Source organism: Pseudomaricurvus alkylphenolicus (genome assembly GCF_011683955.1).
In the GTDB taxonomy this organism is placed as follows: Bacteria; Pseudomonadota; Gammaproteobacteria; order Pseudomonadales; family Cellvibrionaceae; genus Pseudomaricurvus; species Pseudomaricurvus alkylphenolicus.
In genome coordinates, this window is record NZ_JAAQPI010000011.1 from 83,277 (window position 1) to 104,986 (window position 21,710).

At 53.2% G+C, this 21,710-nt stretch carries 19 protein-coding genes; 11 read left to right on the forward strand and 8 right to left on the reverse strand.

Going from position 1 to position 21,710, the window contains the following annotated elements:
• Positions 1 to 481: 481 nt before the first annotated feature.
• Positions 482 to 967 (reverse strand): hypothetical protein, encoded by a 486-nt coding sequence (locus tag HBA55_RS24350; RefSeq protein ID WP_166996779.1) that lies wholly within the window; start codon positions 965 to 967, stop codon positions 482 to 484.
• Positions 968 to 1,333: 366 nt separating this feature from the next.
• Positions 1,334 to 1,582 (reverse strand): hypothetical protein, encoded by a 249-nt coding sequence (locus HBA55_RS24355; protein WP_166996781.1) that lies wholly within the window; start codon positions 1,580 to 1,582, stop codon positions 1,334 to 1,336.
• Between the two features lie 449 nt (positions 1,583 to 2,031).
• On the opposite strand from HBA55_RS24355, the gene HBA55_RS24360 reads away from it, so the two are divergent.
• Positions 2,032 to 2,322, forward strand: a complete 291-nt coding sequence (locus tag HBA55_RS24360) for a type II toxin-antitoxin system RelE/ParE family toxin (RefSeq protein WP_166996783.1) — start codon at positions 2,032 to 2,034, stop codon at positions 2,320 to 2,322.
• A gap of 147 nt (positions 2,323 to 2,469) precedes the next feature.
• Here the strand turns inward: HBA55_RS24360 and HBA55_RS24365 are convergent, their stop codons facing one another.
• Positions 2,470 to 3,774: a glycoside hydrolase family 2 TIM barrel-domain containing protein gene (locus HBA55_RS24365; protein WP_166996785.1), complete on the reverse strand. Its 1,305-nt coding sequence runs from the start codon at positions 3,772 to 3,774 to the stop codon at positions 2,470 to 2,472.
• 329 nt (positions 3,775 to 4,103) lie between these two features.
• Here HBA55_RS24365 and HBA55_RS24370 point away from each other — a divergent pair, with 329 nt between their 5' ends.
• Positions 4,104 to 7,148 (forward strand): TonB-dependent receptor, encoded by a 3,045-nt coding sequence (locus tag HBA55_RS24370; protein WP_166996787.1) that lies wholly within the window; start codon positions 4,104 to 4,106, stop codon positions 7,146 to 7,148.
• Positions 7,149 to 7,183: 35 nt separating this feature from the next.
• Here the strand turns inward: HBA55_RS24370 and HBA55_RS24375 are convergent, their stop codons facing one another.
• Positions 7,184 to 9,013, reverse strand: a complete 1,830-nt coding sequence (locus HBA55_RS24375; protein WP_166996789.1) for an ATP-binding protein — start codon at positions 9,011 to 9,013, stop codon at positions 7,184 to 7,186.
• Positions 9,014 to 9,331: 318 nt separating this feature from the next.
• On the opposite strand from HBA55_RS24375, the gene HBA55_RS24380 reads away from it, so the two are divergent.
• The 6 genes from HBA55_RS24380 to HBA55_RS24405 all read left to right on the forward strand — a co-directional run bounded on the left by HBA55_RS24380 (position 9,332) and on the right by HBA55_RS24405 (position 17,230).
• A complete protein-coding gene (locus tag HBA55_RS24380) occupies positions 9,332 to 13,114 on the forward strand; it encodes a nitrate reductase subunit alpha (RefSeq protein WP_166996791.1) in 3,783 nt (1,260 codons plus the stop codon).
• Complete coding sequence (narH, locus tag HBA55_RS24385; RefSeq protein WP_166996793.1) at positions 13,114 to 14,670, forward strand: nitrate reductase subunit beta; 1,557 nt, start codon at positions 13,114 to 13,116, stop codon at positions 14,668 to 14,670. Before HBA55_RS24380 ends, narH begins: the two co-directional genes overlap by 1 nt.
• Positions 14,670 to 15,404: a nitrate reductase molybdenum cofactor assembly chaperone gene (narJ, locus tag HBA55_RS24390; protein WP_166996795.1), complete on the forward strand. Its 735-nt coding sequence runs from the start codon at positions 14,670 to 14,672 to the stop codon at positions 15,402 to 15,404. Before narH ends, narJ begins: the two co-directional genes overlap by 1 nt.
• Positions 15,401 to 16,084 carry a respiratory nitrate reductase subunit gamma gene (narI, locus tag HBA55_RS24395; protein ID WP_166996797.1) on the forward strand — a complete coding sequence of 228 codons (684 nt, stop codon included), beginning with the start codon at positions 15,401 to 15,403 and terminating at the stop codon, positions 16,082 to 16,084. Before narJ ends, narI begins: the two co-directional genes overlap by 4 nt.
• Before the next feature lie 6 nt (positions 16,085 to 16,090).
• Entirely contained in the window at positions 16,091 to 16,843 is a 753-nt protein-coding gene (locus HBA55_RS24400; protein ID WP_166996799.1) for a peptidylprolyl isomerase, read from the forward strand.
• 120 nt (positions 16,844 to 16,963) lie between these two features.
• Positions 16,964 to 17,230: a hypothetical protein gene (locus tag HBA55_RS24405; RefSeq protein ID WP_166996801.1), complete on the forward strand. Its 267-nt coding sequence runs from the start codon at positions 16,964 to 16,966 to the stop codon at positions 17,228 to 17,230.
• Here the strand turns inward: HBA55_RS24405 and HBA55_RS24410 are convergent.
• Entirely contained in the window at positions 17,227 to 17,640 is a 414-nt protein-coding gene (locus HBA55_RS24410; RefSeq protein WP_166996803.1) for a helix-turn-helix domain-containing protein, read from the reverse strand. The two genes, HBA55_RS24405 and HBA55_RS24410, sit on opposite strands and share 4 nt — an antisense overlap.
• Positions 17,641 to 17,764: 124 nt before the next feature.
• On the opposite strand from HBA55_RS24410, the gene tmpT reads away from it, so the two are divergent.
• Positions 17,765 to 18,400: a thiopurine S-methyltransferase gene (gene tmpT / locus HBA55_RS24415; protein ID WP_166996805.1), complete on the forward strand. Its 636-nt coding sequence runs from the start codon at positions 17,765 to 17,767 to the stop codon at positions 18,398 to 18,400.
• A gap of 22 nt (positions 18,401 to 18,422) precedes the next feature.
• Here tmpT and HBA55_RS24420 read toward each other — a convergent pair whose 3' ends face one another.
• Positions 18,423 to 19,238 carry a helix-turn-helix domain-containing protein gene (locus HBA55_RS24420; protein ID WP_166996807.1) on the reverse strand — a complete coding sequence of 272 codons (816 nt, stop codon included), beginning with the start codon at positions 19,236 to 19,238 and terminating at the stop codon, positions 18,423 to 18,425.
• Between the two features lie 135 nt (positions 19,239 to 19,373).
• Between HBA55_RS24420 and HBA55_RS24425 the strand changes: the two genes are divergently transcribed.
• Entirely contained in the window at positions 19,374 to 19,673 is a 300-nt protein-coding gene (locus HBA55_RS24425) for a DUF2834 domain-containing protein (protein WP_166996809.1), read from the forward strand.
• 45 nt (positions 19,674 to 19,718) lie between these two features.
• On the opposite strand, the gene HBA55_RS24430 is transcribed toward HBA55_RS24425, so the two are convergent.
• Together HBA55_RS24430 and HBA55_RS24435 are read right to left on the reverse strand one after the other, a co-directional pair.
• Positions 19,719 to 20,273, reverse strand: coding sequence for a TlpA family protein disulfide reductase (locus tag HBA55_RS24430; protein ID WP_166996811.1), 555 nt, complete (start codon positions 20,271 to 20,273; stop codon positions 19,719 to 19,721).
• On the reverse strand, positions 20,270 to 20,905 hold the full coding sequence (locus HBA55_RS24435) for a redoxin family protein (protein ID WP_166996813.1): 636 nt from the start codon (positions 20,903 to 20,905) through the stop codon (positions 20,270 to 20,272). Before HBA55_RS24435 ends, HBA55_RS24430 begins: the two co-directional genes overlap by 4 nt.
• Positions 20,906 to 21,027: 122 nt before the next feature.
• Between HBA55_RS24435 and HBA55_RS24440 the strand changes: the two genes are divergently transcribed.
• Positions 21,028 to 21,699: a TetR/AcrR family transcriptional regulator gene (locus tag HBA55_RS24440; RefSeq protein WP_166996815.1), complete on the forward strand. Its 672-nt coding sequence runs from the start codon at positions 21,028 to 21,030 to the stop codon at positions 21,697 to 21,699.
• The last annotated feature ends 11 nt before the right edge of the window (positions 21,700 to 21,710 follow it).

Sequence of the window (21,710 nt, forward strand, 5' to 3'; positions counted from 1 at the left end):
AGACCCTTTGTGCCAAAAGCGGCCAGTATTGATGACAGACACAGAATGCACTTGTGCCATGTAATTCTACCGATTTACCCGCCCCCAGCATTGCCTTTTCCAAATGAATAAACGCTTGTTTTACAACCGCACTTCGGACACTGATAAGTTCGAAGTCCATATCCATCAGTATCAACAAGTTTACAATTGGCTTTACATCTACTGCACCATCTCGCCTTCGAAACATTGATTAAAAGGTTTGAGCACACCAAAATCCACCCAGCAGGTAAGATCCAATCCCATAACTCATTGTAATCGATTGAAAAGGAAACTAGCACTCCTAAAGATAGCACCATGATCATCAACCAATCTTCCTTAAATCGTATTCGCATATCAGTGCCTAAGCATTTTGCTGCCGATTACCTTCTCTGAAAACGACCTGCAAGAATCAGAGCCTCTTAGTCAGTCTCTCTCGTGCCATGAGCAGACATGTTCCTATTCGTTAACGCCATTTGCACGCTCTATTTTCAGGGTTATCATAAAATTTCTTGTATTCCGGTTTCATGCCAGATAATTGCTCTTCACATACACAGTGCGCCTGCATACTTCTATCTGACCTGCTCTCGAAGTACTTTTCAGCACCAACTGCAATAAGATCAATTAAATCTTTCTTTGAGGAGAAGAATACATCTGACTGACATTTGATCCAGTCCTTTGCAAATACGAGCGTTTCACCTTCAGCTTCAGTTTGTTTGACAATGAGCTGGTGATCTTGGAAAAATTCAGCCTTAAGATATTCCGCTAGCTCATCACTCGCGATTGACTCTTGCTCTAAACAAGTGACAACCATTTGCTTTGCATCCTCTTCAGAAACATCGCTATCATCTGAGTTAAACACTACATAGCACGGATCACCAACTATAGCTTGAGTTGAACTCGTGCAAGAAACCAAAAGATATGCCGCAATTAATGTTAAAAGTGACTTCACGCACTCTCCGCAAATTTAGTTCTGTGCTACAGCGTCCCGATGACTTGGTTCGACGCGTCACTTTGACATATATACACTGAAGGGAGTTTGGGGCAGGAAGCGAAATCCTTTTGCATCAATGACAAACCTTAATTCCCTATAAATTTGAAGTGTTATATCACGTCGCAGTAGTCTGTTTCCACAACCCTGAGGCTTTGGGCACGTTTTGGTCAAATCTTAACCGCCCAGACAGCCCTATATTAGAAGTTGCTAACATTCCGCTTCGGGTTATCACGAGACAGTTATCAGACGCTAATTAGTACAGCCTCTACTCAATACCATCAATTTACCCGGGCCGATGAAAGTCAATGCGCCAGGATTGGACTGTCATGGGGAGGACGTGTCTTTTCGCAGTTCGTCTTCCCCTTCTTTCAGTTCCTTGAAACCGTGCAGCAGTTCCGGGATTTCGCGAATAACGTGCACAAGCGCAAACACCAGCAGTCCATGGTGGGCTCCAACCTGCGTGTCGGTAAAGGTTTCTCCCAGGGTGGCCAAGGTTTCACTGGCGGCAGTGATCAGCAATATCAGGCCGCTGAGAATGTTAAGGTAGGGGCTGCGTGTAATGGCAGTGAGCATAGGGTTTCCTGCGGGTAGAATTGTTTTTATCAAATATGCAAACTAGCTCAGCTATGGTCAAAATGCCAGCACCGCGCTGACAAGGGCGCAGGGGCAGCCATCGCGTGCTGGAGTGCTCCCAATTGACGACTATGTCTGTTTATTATCGCCAAGCCATAGTAGTAGAGTTTCTCCGGCGACTCCGGAATACCGATAGCGTCAGCGTCGAAGCAGATGTGTAAATAAAGATGCGTCCAATTGAAAGTGCTAACAGGCTGGAACTGATTCGTTGCCGCGAGTCTACTCACCCCAGGGAAAGACCCGTATGGGGTCGAGAAAGGCCAGTGTTCCCTTTGAAATACACCCCGAAGGTCAGAAATTCCCTTATGGGGCGACGAAATGGTTCGGAATGGATAAGGGCGAGGTCTCAATAGCTGGGGTAGTGACAACCCCCAGGATCCGCCTTCCATATGAGGCTGAAGTACACGCCTCAGGCTATCGAGGACTTGAAGCGCCTTTATGACTTTGTAGCACCAAAGAGCCCACTGGCGGCAAGGAGAGTTGCCATTGATATTCAGGAGGCTGCGGAGAAGCTTAAGGTTTTTCCAAAAATAGGACTTCCGGTTTCTCGGAGTACGGATACCTACTTGCTAAAAGATTTATACATCGGAGACTATAGCATCAGGTACCAAATCTCCTCTCCCGAACAGATTGAGATTCTAAGAATCTGGCACAATAAGGACATTGAAAAGGATCTATAGCCGTTCACCTAACACCTATCCACCACTTATCTCTTGGTCAGCAAGCTTGGGCTCACTTTTATGTAGGTCGGCTGGGTGCCCCTCCTATGGATACCCAGCCGCCCGTTGTGGCACAAATTCAGCAGCCCGCTATTTAGACAAATAACGCTACTTCACATAAAACGGTATATTGGCATGGGCAGCGTTGTTGTGGCCATCGTAGATATACGCGAACAAACGGTAGGCGCCGGGTTGAGTCGGGGCCACCAATTTAACCTGTTGCTTTGATGGCGCTGAGATCAACCCGTTAATCACGGCCGGGATTTCTTCGCGGTCACCGCCCTCTTGCGTGGCGGTGCTTTCATATCGGATTTCCCACTTGTACGTGAGCTTGTCGTTGTCAGGATCATCGACGTCGATCTTTGCAGTGTATTCCATGCCGCTGCGGAGCTTGACGTTTTCAGGAGCGGTTTTTTCATTGAGTTTGATGGGGCTGACCTTGGGAGCGCGATTGTCCGGCCAGCGATGGTTCCAGATGTAGTGCATCACATCCACGGCTTCGGTTTTTTCTCCACTGTCGAGAAACATGCCGTACCAGGTTGGGGTTTTTTCCTGTTTTTGGCCCCACAAGAACACATAGTTGCCGATGGCTTGATGGGCTTGAGGTTCGAGTATTGTTTCGTAACTCTTTTTGTAGTTTTCAGCCTTTTCGCTGCTGGTTTGCTCGATCGGCGCACCCCATTCCGTTTTACCGACTTCCCAATGGCCAATGGAGCCCCACTCTGTCACAAAATAGGGCTGGGAGAAGTTGGTTTTTTCAACTTCTTTCGGCAGATCATAGAGGCTGCCGTAGGATTGAAAACTAACGAAGTCTAAATTGGGGGCACGCTCACTAATGACCGCCAAGGCTTTGTGATCGAAGGCGGCCAAGGCGGTTGTTACCGGGTGATTGGGATCGATTTGTTTGATCATTGCGGCGACGTCATTGACGGCGTCGTAGACCTTGGGGTTTTTGAAACCGTAGTTAAGTTCATTGCCGATAATCCAGGTCAGCAGCGCCGGATGGTCTTTGTACTTCAGTACTCGCGCTTTGGTTTCCTCAAACTGGCGAGCGACGGCTTGCGGGTCGTCGTAGTCGAAACCGTGTCGCTCGCGGGCAAACTCCAGGCACAAGGAGACAGTAAGGCCGAGTTGGTGGGCTCGGTCCAGCAGTTGTTGTGCCGGTATGGGGCCGTCGTCCACCGCCCAGGTTCTAAACGAATTTCCGCCGTGCGCGGCCAGTTGCGTAAGGTCGCTGTGGTCAATACCGGCCCCTTTAATGTGGTAGGGCTTGCCGCCGCGCAGGAGTTGATAGGTGCCGTTTTTCTCAACAATTTTTACCTCAATGGCGTTTGATGATGCACTTGCCGATGCGCCCAAGGCGGCTATCAGAAGAGGTAATGACGAAATTCTAATGGCGGTTCTCCATGTCATCGGACGGTCTCCCGGAGTGGTATCAGGTTGTTCTTGGTGGTGGCCGCTTTGGACCAAATTCCGTTGCTTAATACTTTAAGAGCGCGGCCTTTCAACTCTGCAGGCCGTCAATGAATAGCATAAACACCAGGGCTCCAAATTGATATTGAGTTATTGCTCGGAACCGGGCGGTTGATCGCACGCCAGGCCCATCTGGCCGAATTTGGCATGACGAATAGAGGAGGGATCAATTACGGTGATATTCATGCCGATGTGTGTTGGCGGTCTCTCGGCACTGAATCCAGTAGCAGCATTATCAATACAATAAGTCGTACTGTGGAGAACGAGTCATGAGTAAAGGTCGTATAGACAGAAATCGACTGGCAGTGGCGGTGGCTTCTGCCATTGGCATCCATTTGCTGAGTTTGTCGGCTTTGGCGCAAGAAAATCAAGCGGCAACGGAATCCGAAGACGAAGAGCTGATGGAAGAAGTGGTTACCTATGGCATCAAGAACAGCTTGATGGATGCCATAGAGATGAAACGCAATTCCGTCGGGGTGATGGACGCGATTTCGGCCGAGGATTTCGGTAAATTTCCGGACGGCAATCTTGCCGAGTCGCTGGCTCGCGCGCCAGGTATCGCCATAGATCGAAGCAATGTGGAAGGCCAAAAGATCGCTGTGCGTGGATTTGGTCCTGAGTTCAATCTGGTCACATTAAATGGTCGTCAGATGCCCACCACCAAAGGGCGATTCGGCGGCGGACGCTCGTTTAACTTTGGTGATATTGCCTCCCCCGGTGTTTCTGCCCTGGAGATTTTTAAGTCCGGTAACAGCACTCTGCCCTCCGGTGGTATCGGTTCCACGGTTAACATGGTCACGACCAAACCCTTGAAGGTCGAAGGCACCAAACGCTTTATTGGTATCAGCCATGTGTCCGATACCACCAGCGAGGCAGACGATCACCCCGTAGAGGTGGATTTCCTGTTCGCGACCAATCAGGATCGATGGGGCTTTTCACTATCCGGTGTTTATCACGAACGCACCAATCGTGAAACAGGAACACGTGAGTCCAACTGGATAACACCTGAAGTACTCGCCGACAGCGAAGGCTATCTTCGCGTTGACTCATCCAATCCCGCCTATGAAAACAACAATCAACGCGCCGACGGCAATACCTTTTATCAGGAGCCCGTCGGTTACCTGATCAAGGACAACGACCGCACAAGGATTAATTTGCAGGGGACTTTGCAGTTTCAGGCCACTGAGACGATTCAGACAACCCTGGACTACACTTATTCGTCTGTAGACTTTTCTTCCGAAGGTATGCTGTTTGGTTCCTGGCTCGGGGGCTGGGATACGGAAGCCGCGACGATAAATGAGAATGGTACTTATACCGACGTTACTGTGGGTAATCGAGCCTACGATCATACGGCGATCTGGTCTCAATTGGACACTGAAAACAGGTCGGTTGGATTCAATGTGTTGTGGGACGTGACTGACAGCCTTGTCCTTGAGTTTGACTACCATCACTCCACGGCGGAGCTGAGCGGCAATATTTTTGATAATGAAGCGGGGTTCACCACTGATATCAAGACGAACATACATGCTTTCAACGGAGGCTCTTCCGGTATATCCACATTTGCGTACGATGAGCAGTTCGAATCCTCGAATATGATGGGCACGTCTTTGTTCTTGCGAGAAGGGGATCAAGAGAACGAAATCGATCAGTTCCAAATCAAGGGAACCTGGACCAATTCCGGTGATAGCATCATATCCTCTGTCAATTTTGGCATTTCGACCATGGACAACTCCTACACCAATCAGGAAATGGAATCGTCTTTCAGTTCGCTTTCGCCTTCCGTTGATGACTATCAGGATGCCATGTTCCGGCGTACGCGCCTGGGCGGCGATTTCATGAACTCATTCAATCCGGACTTGGGCACCGACTACTATTTTCATATTGATCCCGCGGCGGCCATGGCTGCCTTCGCCCAGGCCAATCCGGGGGTTGTCGACGCACAGGACGGCAATATCTGTTGCACGGCAGGCAGCCTGGACACCAATGAGCGGGTTAATGAAAAATTGGATTCGGCCTTTCTCCAGATAAATATCGATACCGAAGTCTGGAATATGCCGCTGCGTATCAATGCCGGATTGCGTTACGAGAAAAGTGAAACGGAATCCATCAGCTATTACCCGGCACCCGATACCATTCGCTGGGACATGATTGCCGGTTTGATCGGTGTTGGCGGAGAGTCGGTTGATACACCCAGACACGGTGACAGCAGCGACATCCTGCCTAACATCGCTGTGGCATTGAACCTGACGGAAAACCAGGTATTGCGCGCGTCCTGGGGCAAATCCATGGCTCGCCCCAGCTTGGGGGATCTGAGTGCTCAATTGGATATCGGCTCCAAGGACTTTTTTAACCTGACTGCCGACGGTGGCAATTCCGATCTTGACCCCTTGATGTCAACCAATTTTGATATCGCCTATGAGAACTACTACGCCGAGGGTTCTTACTTCGGCGTCAATTACTTCCGCAAGAAGATCTCAGGCTTTATCGGTTCGAGGACCAGTAACGATCAACCTATTGATGGCCTGACTGATCCGTTCCGCTCCGCCATTGGTCAGCAGGCGCTGGCTTGTGTACAGGAGTGGGTGGATGCCGGTCGCCCGGATACGCTGTTCCCGGGTGACGAGGGTGCCACCGGCCACTGTGTCTCTCAGCAGGCGCTGTGGGCACAACCCTGGATGAACGATCAGCAGCATATGGGTTGGGTGGCACTGGCCGCGAGTAGGGGCACTGACCTGTCCGAGGGGTTCCCTTGGGGTGTGTGTGAGTCAGATGGCTGGTGGCGTTGTGAGCCGGGCTATATCGATGGCACCGCTCAAGATCCCGCTGCTCTGTTTGATATCACCCAGCCCTACAATATGAACTCCGGCGTGGTGGATGGCATTGAGGTTAACTGGCAGCATTTGTTTGCGGGTACACCTTACGGCGTCCAGTTTAATTTCACCATTGTTAATGGTGGTGATGTGGAGCCAGACAGGAATGTGATCGGTGAGCAATTCCTGCTGCCTGGCCTTGGGGACTCTGGTAACTTCTCCGTCTTCTACGAAGACGAGCGCCACACGCTGCGGCTGGCGTTGAATTACCGTGGTGAAACCGCGCAGGGGTTTGCCAACTATCACCAGCCCGTCTATGTCGATGAGCGTAAACAGTACGATATTTCCTATCAGTTCCGTTACTCCGACAAGGTGTCCTTCTTTATCGATGCGATGAATGTTACCGATGAAGAAACGCGGTTGTTTGTGCGAAATTCAGAAATGTTGTTCCTGTCTCAGGATCACGGCCCCGTTTACAAACTTGGACTGCGTGCCAATTTCTAAGGGCTGTCCAATCCATTCGATGAAATTGCAGAGTGTTATGCACTCTGCAAAAACATCGGCTGAAAGCTAAAGCTCACCCGCGTGCCACGGCTGGCACGGGGCGCAATTTTTACCTCTCCCCCCAATTGTCGGCTGCGTTCGTTCATAATCGCCAAACCGTAGTGGTTGAGTTTCTCCGGCGACTCCGGAATACCGATGCCATCATCCTCAATGGTTAACTCCACAGATTTGTCCGCAAGCTGTTGCAAGGTAATGGATACCTGCGAGCCCTGGGAGTGATTCACCGCATTCTGTGTAGCTTCGCGTACGATCTGCAGTAAATGAATCTCTTCGTTGGGATTGAGTGGCAGGTTGGAAAGTTGGTAATGCAGATCCACCCGCATGTCCGTGCGTTGGCTGAGCTGTTCTACCGTACTCTCCAATGCTGTGCGAAGCCCACCGGTGTCCATCTTCAGGCGGAAGGTGGTCAGTAGCTCCCGCAGTTGGCGGTAGGCCGAGGAGAGACCTTCGCGCAATTCGTCGATGATGGGCTGTTGCAGGTCATAGCGTTCCTTGTCCTTGGATTTCTGCAGGCGGGTAACCTGGATCTTCAGGTAGGACAGTGATTGCGCTAACGAGTCGTGCAGCTCACGGGCGATCACAGTGCGTTCACTCAGCATGGCCAGGCGATGTTCCTGGTCTTTCTGCGCCTCGAGTGACAAGGCCAGTGCAAACTGGTCTGCCACCGAACTCAGTAATTGTTCCTGCCAGGGCTCAAGCGGCTCCATGTTCTCTGAGCGGACATTGATGACACCATAGTGGGTTTCGTCCCGCACGATGGGAAATTTTTCGTTGAGACTGACGGTGTTGATCAGGGCAAAGGGGGCATTGCCGTGGCAGTTTTCGCAGGAGCGGTTGGAGCAGTCGGTGGTGGCGTTATCACGGGGAGCGATCTGCAAATAGGGACGATCGCCTTGAGCGGTAAACAGACACAGCTCCATTCGGAACTTGCCGCTGATCGAGCGGGATAATTCGTCCAGCAGAGCATGAAAATCCAGTGGATTATTATGGCTGTCAAGAATTTTTCGGGCGGTGTTAAACAAGAACTCCAGAGTCAGGTTGTTGCGCCTGAGTTCCTGGGTGCGTTGCCGGACTCGTTCGTCCATCTCATCATACATACGCGAGATGGATTGGCTCATCTGGTTGATCACGGCCCCCAGCAGGGCCAATTCATCGCGCCCGTCCACCTCAACCTGATGCCCGAACTCCCCCTTGCCTATGCGATGGGAGGCGTAAGTCAGCTGCAACAGCGGTTTTTCCACGCGGTTTTTGATCAGGTAAAAAATAATGCTGCCCACACCTACGGTAATAAACAGGGCAAACAGTTGAAATGCACGCAGGTTACGGATTTTGTTCTCCGCGTCTTTTTGAAACTGGTTAACCAGTCGGTCGGTCAGATCCACCTGGGTTTCCAGCGCCTCGGTGGGGAGAGGAGTGGGGTTTTCGGGATCAGCAGCTAATGCCAGCAGCTGGGGGCGCAGCAGCTCGAGCCAATGGCGGTGGGCTTGATCAAAGTGCTCGTTCAGAGCTTGGGAATTGTCTTCCAGCCGCTGCTTGGCAAACAGAGTGTGGTTCCAGGTGTCGTCCAATGCCTCTATATATTGGCTGGCCTGCTCGTGTTGATTCTGGCTCAGCGCCAGACCGATATGGTAGGTCTGCATGCGCATGGAGCCGGACAGGTTGATAGCCTGGGCATCCTTGTCGGCCAGCTCCGTCACCCAGAAGGAAATAAAGATCGTCAGCAGCCCCACGCCAATAATCGAGGCCAGCGAGCTGGTGATGTAGTTCATCACTGAGAAGGAATAGCGCTGCTTGATCTGTTCCATAAGGGTCTACCTCCAATAACTGTGGGTTGCCGGTGGAGGCCGGTATTGAACCACTGGATTTCAGAATTTCTTTATATAACAGCAAGTTAGGAAAAACTACGGAGTACCCACAATGGGGTAGACGGTCTATTAAACGCCATTTACCCCCCTGAGCGAATTGACCTGCGTCAAGTCCGCGGAAACTCAGGCTTCTATATTGGCTGCAGAGTTTACGAAATTGGTCCACACAACGGCATCGCCTTACCGGCAGGCCGTTCTCCGACCGTGATTACAGGCCATAAAACACCGCAGTGAGACTGCAAAGGTGAGGATACGAAAATGAGTCAATTCTTGGATAAGTTGCGTTTTTTCAATGTGAAAAAACAAGACTTTGCCGGAGGCCACGGGGTCACCACTGACGAAGACCGTAGCTGGGAAGAGGGTTACCGCCGCCGTTGGCAACACGACAAAGTTGTGCGTTCGACCCATGGCGTCAACTGTACCGGCTCCTGTAGCTGGAAGATCTACGTCAAAGACGGCCTGGTGACTTGGGAGACCCAGCAGACCGATTACCCCCGAACCCGCCCGGACCTGCCCAACCATGAGCCGCGCGGCTGCCCGCGAGGTGCCAGCTACTCCTGGTATATCTACAGTGCCAACCGACTCAAGTACCCGAAGGTTCGCAAATCCCTGCTGAAGCTTTGGCGTGAGGCCCGCGCCCAGCACGCTGATCCCGTGGACGCCTGGGGCTCGATTGTTTCCGATCCGGTCAAGGCCAAGTCCTACAAGTCCAGTCGTGGCCTTGGCGGCATGGTGCGTTCGGACTGGAGTGAGGTCAACGAACTGATCGCCGCCTCGAATATTTACACCGCCAAAACTTACGGCCCCGACCGCGTTACCGGTTTCTCGCCGATTCCGGCCATGTCCATGGTGTCCTACGCCGCTGGTGCTCGTTACCTGTCTCTGATCGGCGGTAACTGCCTGAGCTTTTACGACTGGTATTGTGACTTGCCACCGGCTTCACCTCAGATCTGGGGTGAGCAAACCGACGTGCCCGAATCCGCAGACTGGTACAACTCCGGTTATATCATTGCCTGGGGCTCAAACGTTCCCCAGACTCGTACGCCGGATGCCCACTTCTTTACCGAAGTCCGTTACAAGGGCACCAAAACCGTGGCCATCACTCCGGATTATTCCGAAGTGGCCAAACTCACCGATGAATGGGTAGCGGCGAAGCAGGGTACCGACTCTGCGGTGGCCATGGCCATGGGGCACGTGATTCTGAAAGAATTCCACGTGGACAAGCCCAGTGAGTACTTCAACAACTATGTCCGCACCAAAACCGATTTCCCGTATCTGGTTAAACTGGATCAGAGCAAAGAGGGGCTGGTTCAAGGGCGCTTCCTGCGCGCCTCGGATCTGGCGAACAATCTGGGCCAGGAAAACAACCCAGAGTGGAAAACCATCGCTCTGGACAGTGCCACCAATAGCCTGATTTCTCCCAATGGCTCTATCGGCTATCGCTGGGGAGAAAGCTCCGACCAGCGTGGCAAGTGGAATATCGAGCAGCGAGACGGCGGCAATGGAGAAGAGGTACAACTGCAATTGTCGCTTAAGGGCTGCAGTGACGATGTTGCTGAGGTGTTGTTCCCGTATTTTGGCGGCCAGAAACACGAATACGATTACTTCAATCACACTGAACATGATCAGTTGCAGGCGCGTAAGGTACCGGTCAAAAAGATCACCCTTGCCGATGGCAGCGAGGCGTTGGTTGCCACTGTATTTGATCTGACTCTCGCCAACTATGGTGTCGACAACGGCCTGGATTGTGCCAGCTGCGCTACCAGTTTTGACGATGATGCGCCTTACACCCCAGCCTGGCAGGAAAAAATCACAGGGGTGCCAAGGGATCAGATCATCAAAATCGCCCGTGAATTTGCCACCAATGCGGACAAAACTCACGGTCGCAGCATGATCATTATCGGCGCGGCCATGAACCACTGGTACAACATGGATATGAACTACCGGGGCGTCATCAATATGCTGATGATGTGCGGTTGTGTGGGCCAGTCCGGCGGCGGTTGGGCGCACTATGTGGGGCAGGAGAAACTGCGTCCTCAGTGTGGCTGGCTGCCTCTGGCCTTTGGTCTCGATTGGCAGCGTCCGCCACGGCAGATGAACGGTACCTCCTTCTTTTACAACCACGCCGACCAATGGCGCTACGAAAAGCTGGAGATGGAAGAGGTGGTGTCTCCGCTGGCGGACAAGTCCAAGTGGTCCGGCTCCATCATCGATTACAACACCCGCGCGGAACGTATGGGCTGGCTGCCCTCAGCACCTCAGTTGGGCACCAATCCACTGAAACTGTGCAAGTCCGCCGAAAAGATGGAGATGGATCCGAAAGATTACGCCGTCAAGCTGCTGAAAAACGGTGACCTGAAATTTGCTTGTGAAGATCCGGATGATCCCCAAAACTTTCCGCGCAATCTGTTTATTTGGCGCTCGAACCTTCTGGGGTCGTCCGGTAAGGGGCACGAGTATATGCTCCGCCACCTGCTCGGTACCAAGCACGGTTTGCAGGGCAAGGATCTGGGTGAAAGCGGCAGCAAGAAACCCGAAGACGTAACCTGGCACGACGACGCGCCTGAGGGCAAAATTGATCTGGTCGTGACCCTGGACTTCCGCATGTCGTCCACCTGTATCTATTCAGACATCGTCTTGCCGACCGCTACCTGGTACGAAAAAGACGATATGAATACCTCAGACATGCATCCCTTTATTCATCCCCTGTCCAAGGCGGTGGATCCCGTGTGGGAATCCCGCAGCGACTGGGAAATTTTTAAAGGCATCGCCAAGCGCTTCTCGGAGTTGGTGCCTGGCCATCTGGGTGTGGAAAAAGACCTGGTGACCCTGCCATTGCTACACGATACCCCCGCAGAGTTGGCGCAGCCAGATGGCGTTAAAGCCTGGTGGAAGGGCGAGTGCGAACTGATTCCCGGCAAGACCGCTCCCAACATGGTGGTGGTAGAGCGGGACTATCCCAACACCTATAACCGCTTTACCTCACTGGGCCCATTGATGGAAAAACTGGGTAACGGCGGCAAGGGCATTAACTGGAATACTGAGGAGGAAGTCGACTTCCTCGGCAAACTGAATTATCGCCACCATGAGGAAGGGCCCCACAAAGGTCGGCCCAAAATTGAGTCTGCTATAGACGCCGCGGAAGTGATTCTGTCCCTGGCACCGGAAACCAATGGGCACGTGGCCGTGAAAGCCTGGGAGGCGCTGAGCAAAGTCACCGGTCGCGATCACACTCATTTGGCCAAGCCGAAAGAGGAAGAGAAGATCCGCTTCCGGGATATCCAGGCACAGCCGCGCAAGATTATCAGTTCGCCCACCTGGTCCGGGTTGGAAGATGAGCACGTGTCGTACAACGCCGGTTACACCAACGTGCACGAGTTGATTCCCTGGAGGACGCTCACCGGCCGTCAGCAGTTCTATCAGGATCACGAATGGATGCGGGACTTTGGTGAGACTCAGTGTCTCTATAAGCCGCCGGTCAATCTCAAAACTGTGGCGCCTGTGTTGGGCAAAAAGTCTAATGGCAATACCGAGTTGGTGCTCAATTGGATTACCCCGCACCAGAAGTGGGGCATTCACTCCACCTATTCGGACAACCTGTTGATGCTGACCTTGTCACGAGGCGGGCCGATTGTCTGGATCAGTGAGGTGGACGCCAAAACCGCCGGTATCGAAGACAACGACTGGATCGAGGTGTTTAACGTTAACGGTGCGATTGCAGCGCGGGCCGTTGTTTCCCAGCGTGTCCCTGAGGGTATGAGCATGATGTACCACGCCCAGGAGCGCATCGTGAACGTACCTGGCAGTGAAGTGACCAAAACCCGCGGTGGTATGCACAACTCGGTGACCCGGGCAATTATGAAACCCACTCATATGATCGGTGGCTACGCTCAACAGGCCTACGGCTTTAACTACTACGGCACCGTGGGTTGTAACCGCGATGAATTCGTCATCGTACGCAAGATGGATAAAGTGGACTGGCTCGACCAGGAGCATGAAGCAGCCCAAACTTATGTTACCGAGCAGGAGGGGGCAAAATAATGAAAGTTCGCGCGCAAATTGGCATGGTGTTGAACCTGGACAAGTGTATTGGTTGTCACACCTGCTCCATCACCTGTAAAAACGTTTGGACCAGTCGCGATGGTGTGGAATACGCCTGGTTTAACAATGTGGAATCCAAGCCCGGTGTCGGTTATCCCAAAGAGTGGGAGAATCAGGACAAGTGGAACGGCGGCTGGGTACGCAAGAACGGCAAGCTGGAACCGCGCCAGGGTAGTAAGCTGCGGGTGTTGGCGAACATTTTCGCCAACCCGGATCTGCCCGAGATCGATGACTACTACGAGCCGTTTGACTACGACTACGAGCACCTGCACAACGCGCCCGAGTCGAAGCATCAGCCGGTGGCGCGCCCGCGTTCGCTGGTGACCGGCAAGCGTATGGAGAAAATTCACTGGGGCCCCAACTGGGAAGAGATCCTGGGTACCGAGTTCGAAAAGCGCAAGGCCGACAAGAACTTTGACGAGGTGGCGCAGAAGGAAATCTACGGCGAGTTCGAAAAGACCTTTATGATGTACTTGCCGCGTCTTTGTGAACATTGTCTCAATCCAGCCTGTGTGGCCAGTTGCCCCAGCGGTGCGATCTACAAGCGCGAAGAAGACGGTATTGTGCTGATCGACCAGGACAAGTGTCGTGGCTGGCGTATGTGTGTTTCCGGTTGCCCCTACAAAAAGATTTACTACAACTGGAAAACCGGCAAGTCTGAGAAATGTATATTCTGTTACCCACGGATCGAATCCGGGCAGCCCACTGTGTGTTCAGAAACCTGTGTAGGGCGTATTCGCTATTTGGGTGTGTTGCTTTATGACGCGGACAAAATCGAAACTGCCGCCAGTACCAACCTGGAAAAAGACTTGTACCAGTCTCAGCTGGATATCTTCCTGGACCCCAATGATCCGGCCGTCCAACAGGCGGCTCGTGCCGAAGGAATTCCACAGGCGTGGATAGATGCCGCGCAGGAATCACCGGTGTATAAGATGGCGATGGATTGGAAGGTGGCGTTGCCACTGCACCCTGAATATCGCACTCTGCCCATGGTTTGGTACATCCCGCCCCTGTCTCCGATTCAGAATGCGGCGGAAAAAGGCCATATCGGCATGGATGGCGTTATCCCTGACCTGAAGTCTCTGCGTATCCCCATTCGCTACCTGGCCAACCTGTTAACTGCCGGTGACGAAGCGCCGGTACTGTCGGCACTGGAGCGGATGCTGGCCATGCGTTCCTACAAACGTTCCCAGCAGGTTGACGGCGAGGAAAACCTGGAAGTATTGCAGAAAGCGGGATTGACTCAGCATCAGGTGGAGGAAATGTATCGCTATATGGCGATTGCCAATTACGAAGACCGTTTCGTGATTCCAACCAGCCACAAAGCCTATGCCGAGGAAGCCTACAGCATGAAGAGCAGCTGTGGTTTCAGCTTTGGTAATGGCTGCAGCGATGGCAACAATGAAACCAGCCTTTTTGGGCACCCTAAGCACGGCTACCGCCAACAGGGTGAGCTGGCCCGTGAAATCAAAGTGGTTCAGTTGGAGGAAGAGTGATGGAAGTATTAGCTGTTATCTCCCGCCTGCTGGACTACCCGGGCGAGGATTTGCAAAAACTGGAAGCGGATATCATTCATATCATCTCCAGTGCTCACATCGACGCCGATCTTAAAGACAAGCTGCTGAAGTTTCTCTGCCAGCGCATGGATCAGGATCTGCTCGATTGGCAGGCGCAGTACGATGCCATGTTTGAGCGTGGGCGTTCGTTGGGTTTATGGCTGTTCGAACACGTGCACGGTGAATCACGCGATCGAGGCCAGGCCATGGTGGATCTGACCGAAAAGTATCGCGAGGCAGGTTTGGAGCTGTCACAACATCAGCTGCCGGATTATATTCCCTTGTTCCTGGAGTTCCTCTCGACTCAGGGCGAGGACAATGCACGGCAATGGCTGCTGGAGGTGGAGCATATTCTGGCGTTACTGCAATGCCGATTGGAAAAACGCGACAGCGATTACGCAGTACTGTTTCAAGCGTTGTTGCGAATTGCCGGTAGCGAACTGGATCTTTCCGAAACCCGCTATCAGGTTTCCGGTGAGAAGCCGGACAATACCGTAAAGGCGATCGACAAAGAGTGGCAGGAAGAAGAAATTACCTTCGGCGCGCAATCCGCCAGCGATAGCTGCGGACTCAATCGCAAACCCTCGGAATCCCAGCGTCGGGATCAGGAGGTACCAGTGAACTGGGTGGGTTTTGACATGGCCCCGGCAATCTCAGAAGGAGTGTCACAATGAGCGGCATTAATCATTTTCTTTTCGGTCTCTTTCCCTATATCGCGCTGACCATTTTTGTATTGGGGTCTCTGGTGCGCTATGACCGCGAACAATACACCTGGAAGACCGGCTCCAGCCAGATGCTGGAAAGCAAACAGTTGAGAAAGGGCAGCCTGCCGTTTCACGTTGGCATTATTATGGTGCTGCTGGGGCATTTTGTTGGCCTGTTGACGCCTCATCAGGTTTGGGATTTCCTGGGTATTACCGCTCCCATGAAGCAGGTGTTCGCCATGGCCATGGGTGGCTTCTTTGGTCTGGTCTGTCTCTATGGCCTGGTGATACTGATCAACCGCCGGCTCAACAACGATCGCGTGAGGGCAACCAGTTCCCGCATGGACATTACTCTGTTGTTCCTGCTGTTGGCGCAACTGTTGCTGGGGTTGATCTCCATTTTTGTTTCCTTCGGTCACTTGGATGGTCAGGAGATGCTTAAGCTGATGAGCTGGGCCCAGAACATTGTCACTCTGGACGGGACCGAAGCGGCCGCTAGCATTGCTTCAGTGCATATCATCTTTAAGTTGCATGTATTCCTGGGCATGGTTCTGTTTGCGGTGTTTCCATTCAGCCGCCTGGTGCATATCTGGAGCGTGCCAGTGAAGTACGTCAGCCGTAACTATCAGGTTGTACGGGCCAGGGGGTAAGCCACGATGATACGAGTGAATGGCATAACCCTGGAGGAAGAGGCGATACTGCAGGAAATGCAGTATCACCAGGGCGCTGATCAGCGTGAAGCCATGATCAGGGCCGGTGAGTCTCTGGTCATTGGCGAACTGGTTCGCCAGCGCGCTGCCGAGCTGGGGCTGGAAGCAGGTGCCGACGGCGAGTTTCTGGACGCATTGTTGGATGCAGAAGTCACTGTGCCTGAAGCCAGCGAAGAGGACTGCCGCCGTTACTATGAGCAGAATCCCGAGCGGTTTTGCTCCAGCCCCCTGGTGGCCGCGCGGCATATCTTGATTGTCGCCGCCAAGGATGATGAAACCGAACGATTACAGGCCGAGGATAAGGCAAAGGCCATTCTGGAACAGCTGAAAAACTCGCCGGAGTTGTTTGCGGAACTGGCGCGGCAGCATTCCAGTTGCCCGTCAAAAGAAACCGGGGGCGAACTCGGGCAGCTGTCACGGGGCCAGACGGTCCCGGAATTTGAGCAGCAGTTGTTTCGCTGTGAGCCCGGGCTAGTGCCCGATCCCATCCCCAGTCGTTACGGCTTTCATGTCGCCATGGTTGACCAAAAGGTGGATGGGCGACAGCTGCCCTACGAACTGGTCAGTCAGCGCATTCACGATTATCTGCATGATCGGGTCAAGCGCAAAGCGGTGGCCCAGTACATCCAGACCTTGATTGCAGAGGCGGATATCGAGGGGTTTGATTTTGAACAGCCTCAGGGGCCGCTGCTGCAGTAATCTCCGGTGCCCTGCCTGGCTTATTCAACGAATTAACCAGACAGGGCACCAGTTCTATCCTTTCGTCTATCGGCCTATCATATTCCTATGCAGTGTCTGTGCAGGGGGTTGATACCGGTTATGCAAAACGACAAGGCTCCGAGCCACGAAAGCCAGGATGCCAAAAACCAAAGCGAATGGGAGGATCCCAACAACTGGAGCACTATTTACTTCAGTAAGCGCGATTCCAGGTCCACGGTTCCCAAACGTGACCCCCGTCAGGGTTGGACGATCAACTTTGGTCACCCCAAAGGGGCGGTCTGGATTTATTACCTGTTCCTGTTCTTCTTTATGATCGGATTGATGATTGGTGTGGGTGTCGGTATCGGTATTGAGATACTGGACTAGTGATTGTCCAGCTCATGAGACGTTCTGCTAACGTGTTTTGTCGTTAACCGTAACAGGCGCCGAAACGTCGGGCACTCCATATGGCTTGGAGCCGGGCATGCGGCGGCGTGCCGAAGGCCGTTACGCATCGTCGTTAACTGTTTGATTTTCCTGTCCAGTTCATCGGCCTTCCGGGTCAACAATTGCTTGTCGATGTCAGGTCCCTGGGGCGTAAACATGGCTCCGATTTCGTCCAGCGAAAACCCGGCGCTGCGCCCCAGCGAAATCAGGGCCAGGCGCTCAAGCACTCCGGAATCGAAGGTTCTGCGCAGGCCGTTGCGGCCGTTGGACCTGATTAGACCTTTTTTCTCGTAGTACCGCAAGGTAGAGGGCGGCAGGCCAGACTCCCTGGCAACTACGGCGATATCCATGGCGGCTCTCCTTGACTTGAAGTGGACTTTAAGTCGTATGCTAACCCTGACACTGCCCCTGGGACAATGGCAAACTGCTGTTCGAAGGGGGTGATCGATTGTTGACTGATGTTGAGGATGCACTATGGAAGCCGAATTCTGGCATGAGATTTGGGAGAGTAACGAGCTGGGGTTTCACGAATCCCAGGCCAACCCGATGCTGGTAAAGTATATTGATCAATTGGGGCTTGAGCCGGGCAGCCGCCTGTTTTTGCCCTTGTGTGGCAAAACGCTGGACATCGCCTGGCTGCTTTCGAAGGGTTTTCGGGTCGCGGGAGCTGAGTTGAGCGAGCTTGCCGTCCAGCAGCTGTTTGAGGAGCTGGGCGTCTCTCCGGAGATCACTGAAGCAGGCGGAATCGTCCACTATCAAGGCCCCAATATCGACATTTTCCAAGGGGATATCTTCGCGTTGTCCGCAGAACAATTGGGCCCCGTGGATGCAGTCTATGACCGGGCGGCGCTGGTGGCTCTGCCGGAGGAGATGCGTAGCCGATATACCAGACACCTTATGGAGATAACCTCCTGCCGGCCCCAGTTACTGCTGGTATTTGATTATGACCAGAACGCGATGGCGGGCCCGCCGTTTTCAATTTCGGAGGCCATGGTCAGGGGGTACTACGATCAGAACTTTGAGATAACCCCTTTGGACAGCGAACCCGTCAAAGGGAAGTTGAAAGGCCAGTGCGAAGCCCTGGAGCAGGTTTGGCTGCTCCGGGCCTAAAGGGTCTGCTCCGGATTGGGTGCTAGCCACTCGCGGACGGCTGCATCTGGAAAAACGCCCGGGTGGCGTCGTCGGTGGGGTAAAAGGCCTCGATACGCAGCTCGTCGGTGGTGATGTCCTGTGGTGTGCCAAAGGTGGATATCACGGAAAACAGGCTCAGGTGCAAGTCACCCAAATCCAGTTCCAAAGGCAATATCGGCAGCAAGGATGAGGACGGGGACGCCGTAATATGATCCATTTCCGTGAGGCTCAGCAGCTGCTGAATCATGTCTTTTACCTCGCGATCACCCGAGGCGGCTGCGTCCGCCTTGAGTCGCTGCACAAAGGGCGGTGCGGCCTCCGCCCAGTTACTGATATAGCGCCGAAAGCCCTGTGGATGCAGGGTCATCAGGGCCAGGTTGAGTTCACCGCCGGTACCGATAAATTGCGACTGATCAATGCCTTCTCCCAGGGCCATCATCAGACCGGCGGCGTTGTTCTGCATCTTGACGTTCCAGAACCTGTCCAGCACCACTGCTGGTAGCGGTTCGTGGTTATCCAGTACCTGTTTCAGGGCCTCCAGCACGGGGGCCATGGTGGGGGCATCCAGTTCCGATTCCCGGTAGGCCGGCGCAAAACCGGCCGCTTGCAGCAGTTTGTTACGTTCGCGCAGTGGAATCTGCAGGGCCTCTGACAACCGCAGTACCATGGTGCGGCTCGGTTGGCTGCGACCGGTTTCCAGCCAGCTGACGTGTCTTTGGGAAACCTCTGCCGCCAGTGCCAGGTCCAGTTGTGACAACTGGCGGTAGTTGCGCCATTCCCGGCACAGATCGGGGAAGCTGCTGGCAGCGGATGTCATGGGCAACTCTCCAGTCCAATGGGGTAGCTGTCAGTATCACCTTGCCACCATCACCATTCAATAACCTCTGAGGTTATTGCGGGTAGTCAGCCGAAGTCGCAGCATAAACCTCGTCATCACTACGAGGAAATCACAATGAAACTCTTCAAACCCATGTTGATACTGCTGTTGCTTCCCTTTGGCCTGCTTACTTTGTATACGCTTGCGCAGGTGGGTTACCTGGGGATTTTTGACTACCATCGCCATAGCCCGGCGGGCTGGCAGGTGATTGCGGACCTGGTGATAGCACTACTGCTGGTATTGGTGTGGCTGGTGGCGGATGCCCGCAAAAAAGGCCGTAACCCCTGGCCATGGGTGGTGGCGACATTGTTGACGGGCTCTTTTGGCCCCCTGTTTTATCTGTTGTTTGACAAGAGTGAAGGCTCGGGAGCCTGATGGCCTTGCCGTCCCTGTGCCGACGCTTCAAAGACTTTCGGCCGTCTATGAGGCCCCTTCAGGTTGTCCGGATTGAAGGAGCCTCAACAAGGTGCGTCGGATGGCAGCCTCATCGTATTGGTTGTTGGGATCATCCCCGGTTAATCGGAGTAGCTCTTCGCCCTCCCGGCCATAGAAAATAATCGCTGGAATGCCCAGCAGATTAAAGTGCTCAAACGCCGCCATCATGTTCTCTTGCAAGTGGTAGTGCTCAAAGGCGGCACCGGATTGTCGCAAAAACGTCTCCGCTTCTGCCAGGGCTTCGTTATCGTCGGTGGGGTCCACATTCAGGGAAACAAAAGTGATGCCCTGATCCTTAAACTGCTGGTGAAGGCTCACCATTTCCGGGAAGCGTTCAATACAGGACACGCACCACATGGCCCAGATATCCACCACCAGGACCTGGCTCTGGTGTTCACGGCGCACTGAGTCCCAGCCGCCAAAATCCACAACCTTCATCAGTTTGGGGGATGCCGGGTTAACCTCTGTCTCCGTATTGTCGGGGCTGTCGCAGCCAAGTATCGCGGTCAGCGCTGCCGCCAGAAACCATCGGATGATCATGACTCGTATTTGACCGTGCAGCCGTGGGCGCGGGTTTCTTGTGGGTCCACCGGTTCGCCTTGCAGGGTATTTTTGATCGCGTCGCTGACATAAAATTCGCTCGGTTCGCCGTTGATGTGGCGAATCTTGCCCCCTCGCTTCATTGCGGGAGAGTTGGTTAACAGTCCCATGTAAACCAGCTTGCGATGACGGTTAAAGACGAAATATTCCGGTGTACGGGTGGCGCCCAGTTGCCGTCCCAGTTGCTGGCTTTCATCAAAGACATAACTGAAATTGTAACCGTTGTGGCGGGCATGCTCTTTCATTGCCGGAAGGCGATCATCTTCACGATGATTGACGCCAAAGCCGAGGATTCGCACATCGGCGTCCTTAAAGGAGTCCACCAGGGCGACCAGCTCAGCGTCCATGCCCTTGACCCAGGGGCAGTGGTTGGCGAGCGAGACCAGCACCACCACCGATTCTGTGAGATCAGACGAGGATATCCGGGTATCTTCAGTGCTTGGCAGCTGGTGAAAGTCCGGCATGGTGTCGCCAATATTCAATACCTTGTTGTAGGCACCGCTATGGGTCGCGGCAGACAGCCACAGCAACAGTAGCCCCAGTAAGGTCACTGCATGTTTTGTTGGTCGCATTTCCCGGCTCCTCAGGTTGTGAAAGTGATGCCATTGAGTATAGCTGAGTCAGACTCAACTCGAAGAATCTTCCCAAACCCGTTAGAATCCCGAGCTGTCACTCCACTAACTTGAGGTTTTTGATGGCCGCAGCGCGCAAAAAGGTTACCCGCCAATCGAGAGAGGTTCGAATCAAGGCTATTCTGGAGGCCGCCCGGGAGGTGTTTGAAGAGCGCGGCTATGATAAAGCCACCGTTGCTGAAATCGCCGAAAAGATCGACGTGGTGGAAGGCACCGTATTCAGCTACTTCAGCTCCAAGCGCACCTTGGTGTTGAAGGTGATGGAGCAATTCTACGAACAAATCACCGAGCTGATTGAGAGCGGAATCAAGGGTGTAGAGGGCACCCGCAACCGTCTGCATTATGTTATTTGGAATCACCTTAACATTGTTGCAAATAACAGTGCCTTGTGTGGCGTTATCCTCCGTGAGTCACGAGGTTTGGATATTGAGTTGGCGCAACAGGTGCACGAACTCAATAAGCGCTATACCCACATCGTCGTGGAAGTGATTCGCGAGGGCATTGAGCAGGGTGACATTCAGGCGGATACGTCGGCAACGCTGGTTCGCAATACGATTTTTGGCACCATTGAGCACTATCTGTGGGATCTGGTCGGTGGTGGGGTAGATACGGATATTGATGCTGTTGCCGCAGACTTAACCAATTTGGTATTTGAGGGAATCTCCGCGGGTACGGAAGACGTTAAACGTGAAGATGTCTCCCGCCTTATCAAAAAGCTGAATGAGCTCTTATAGCCCACCGGCAG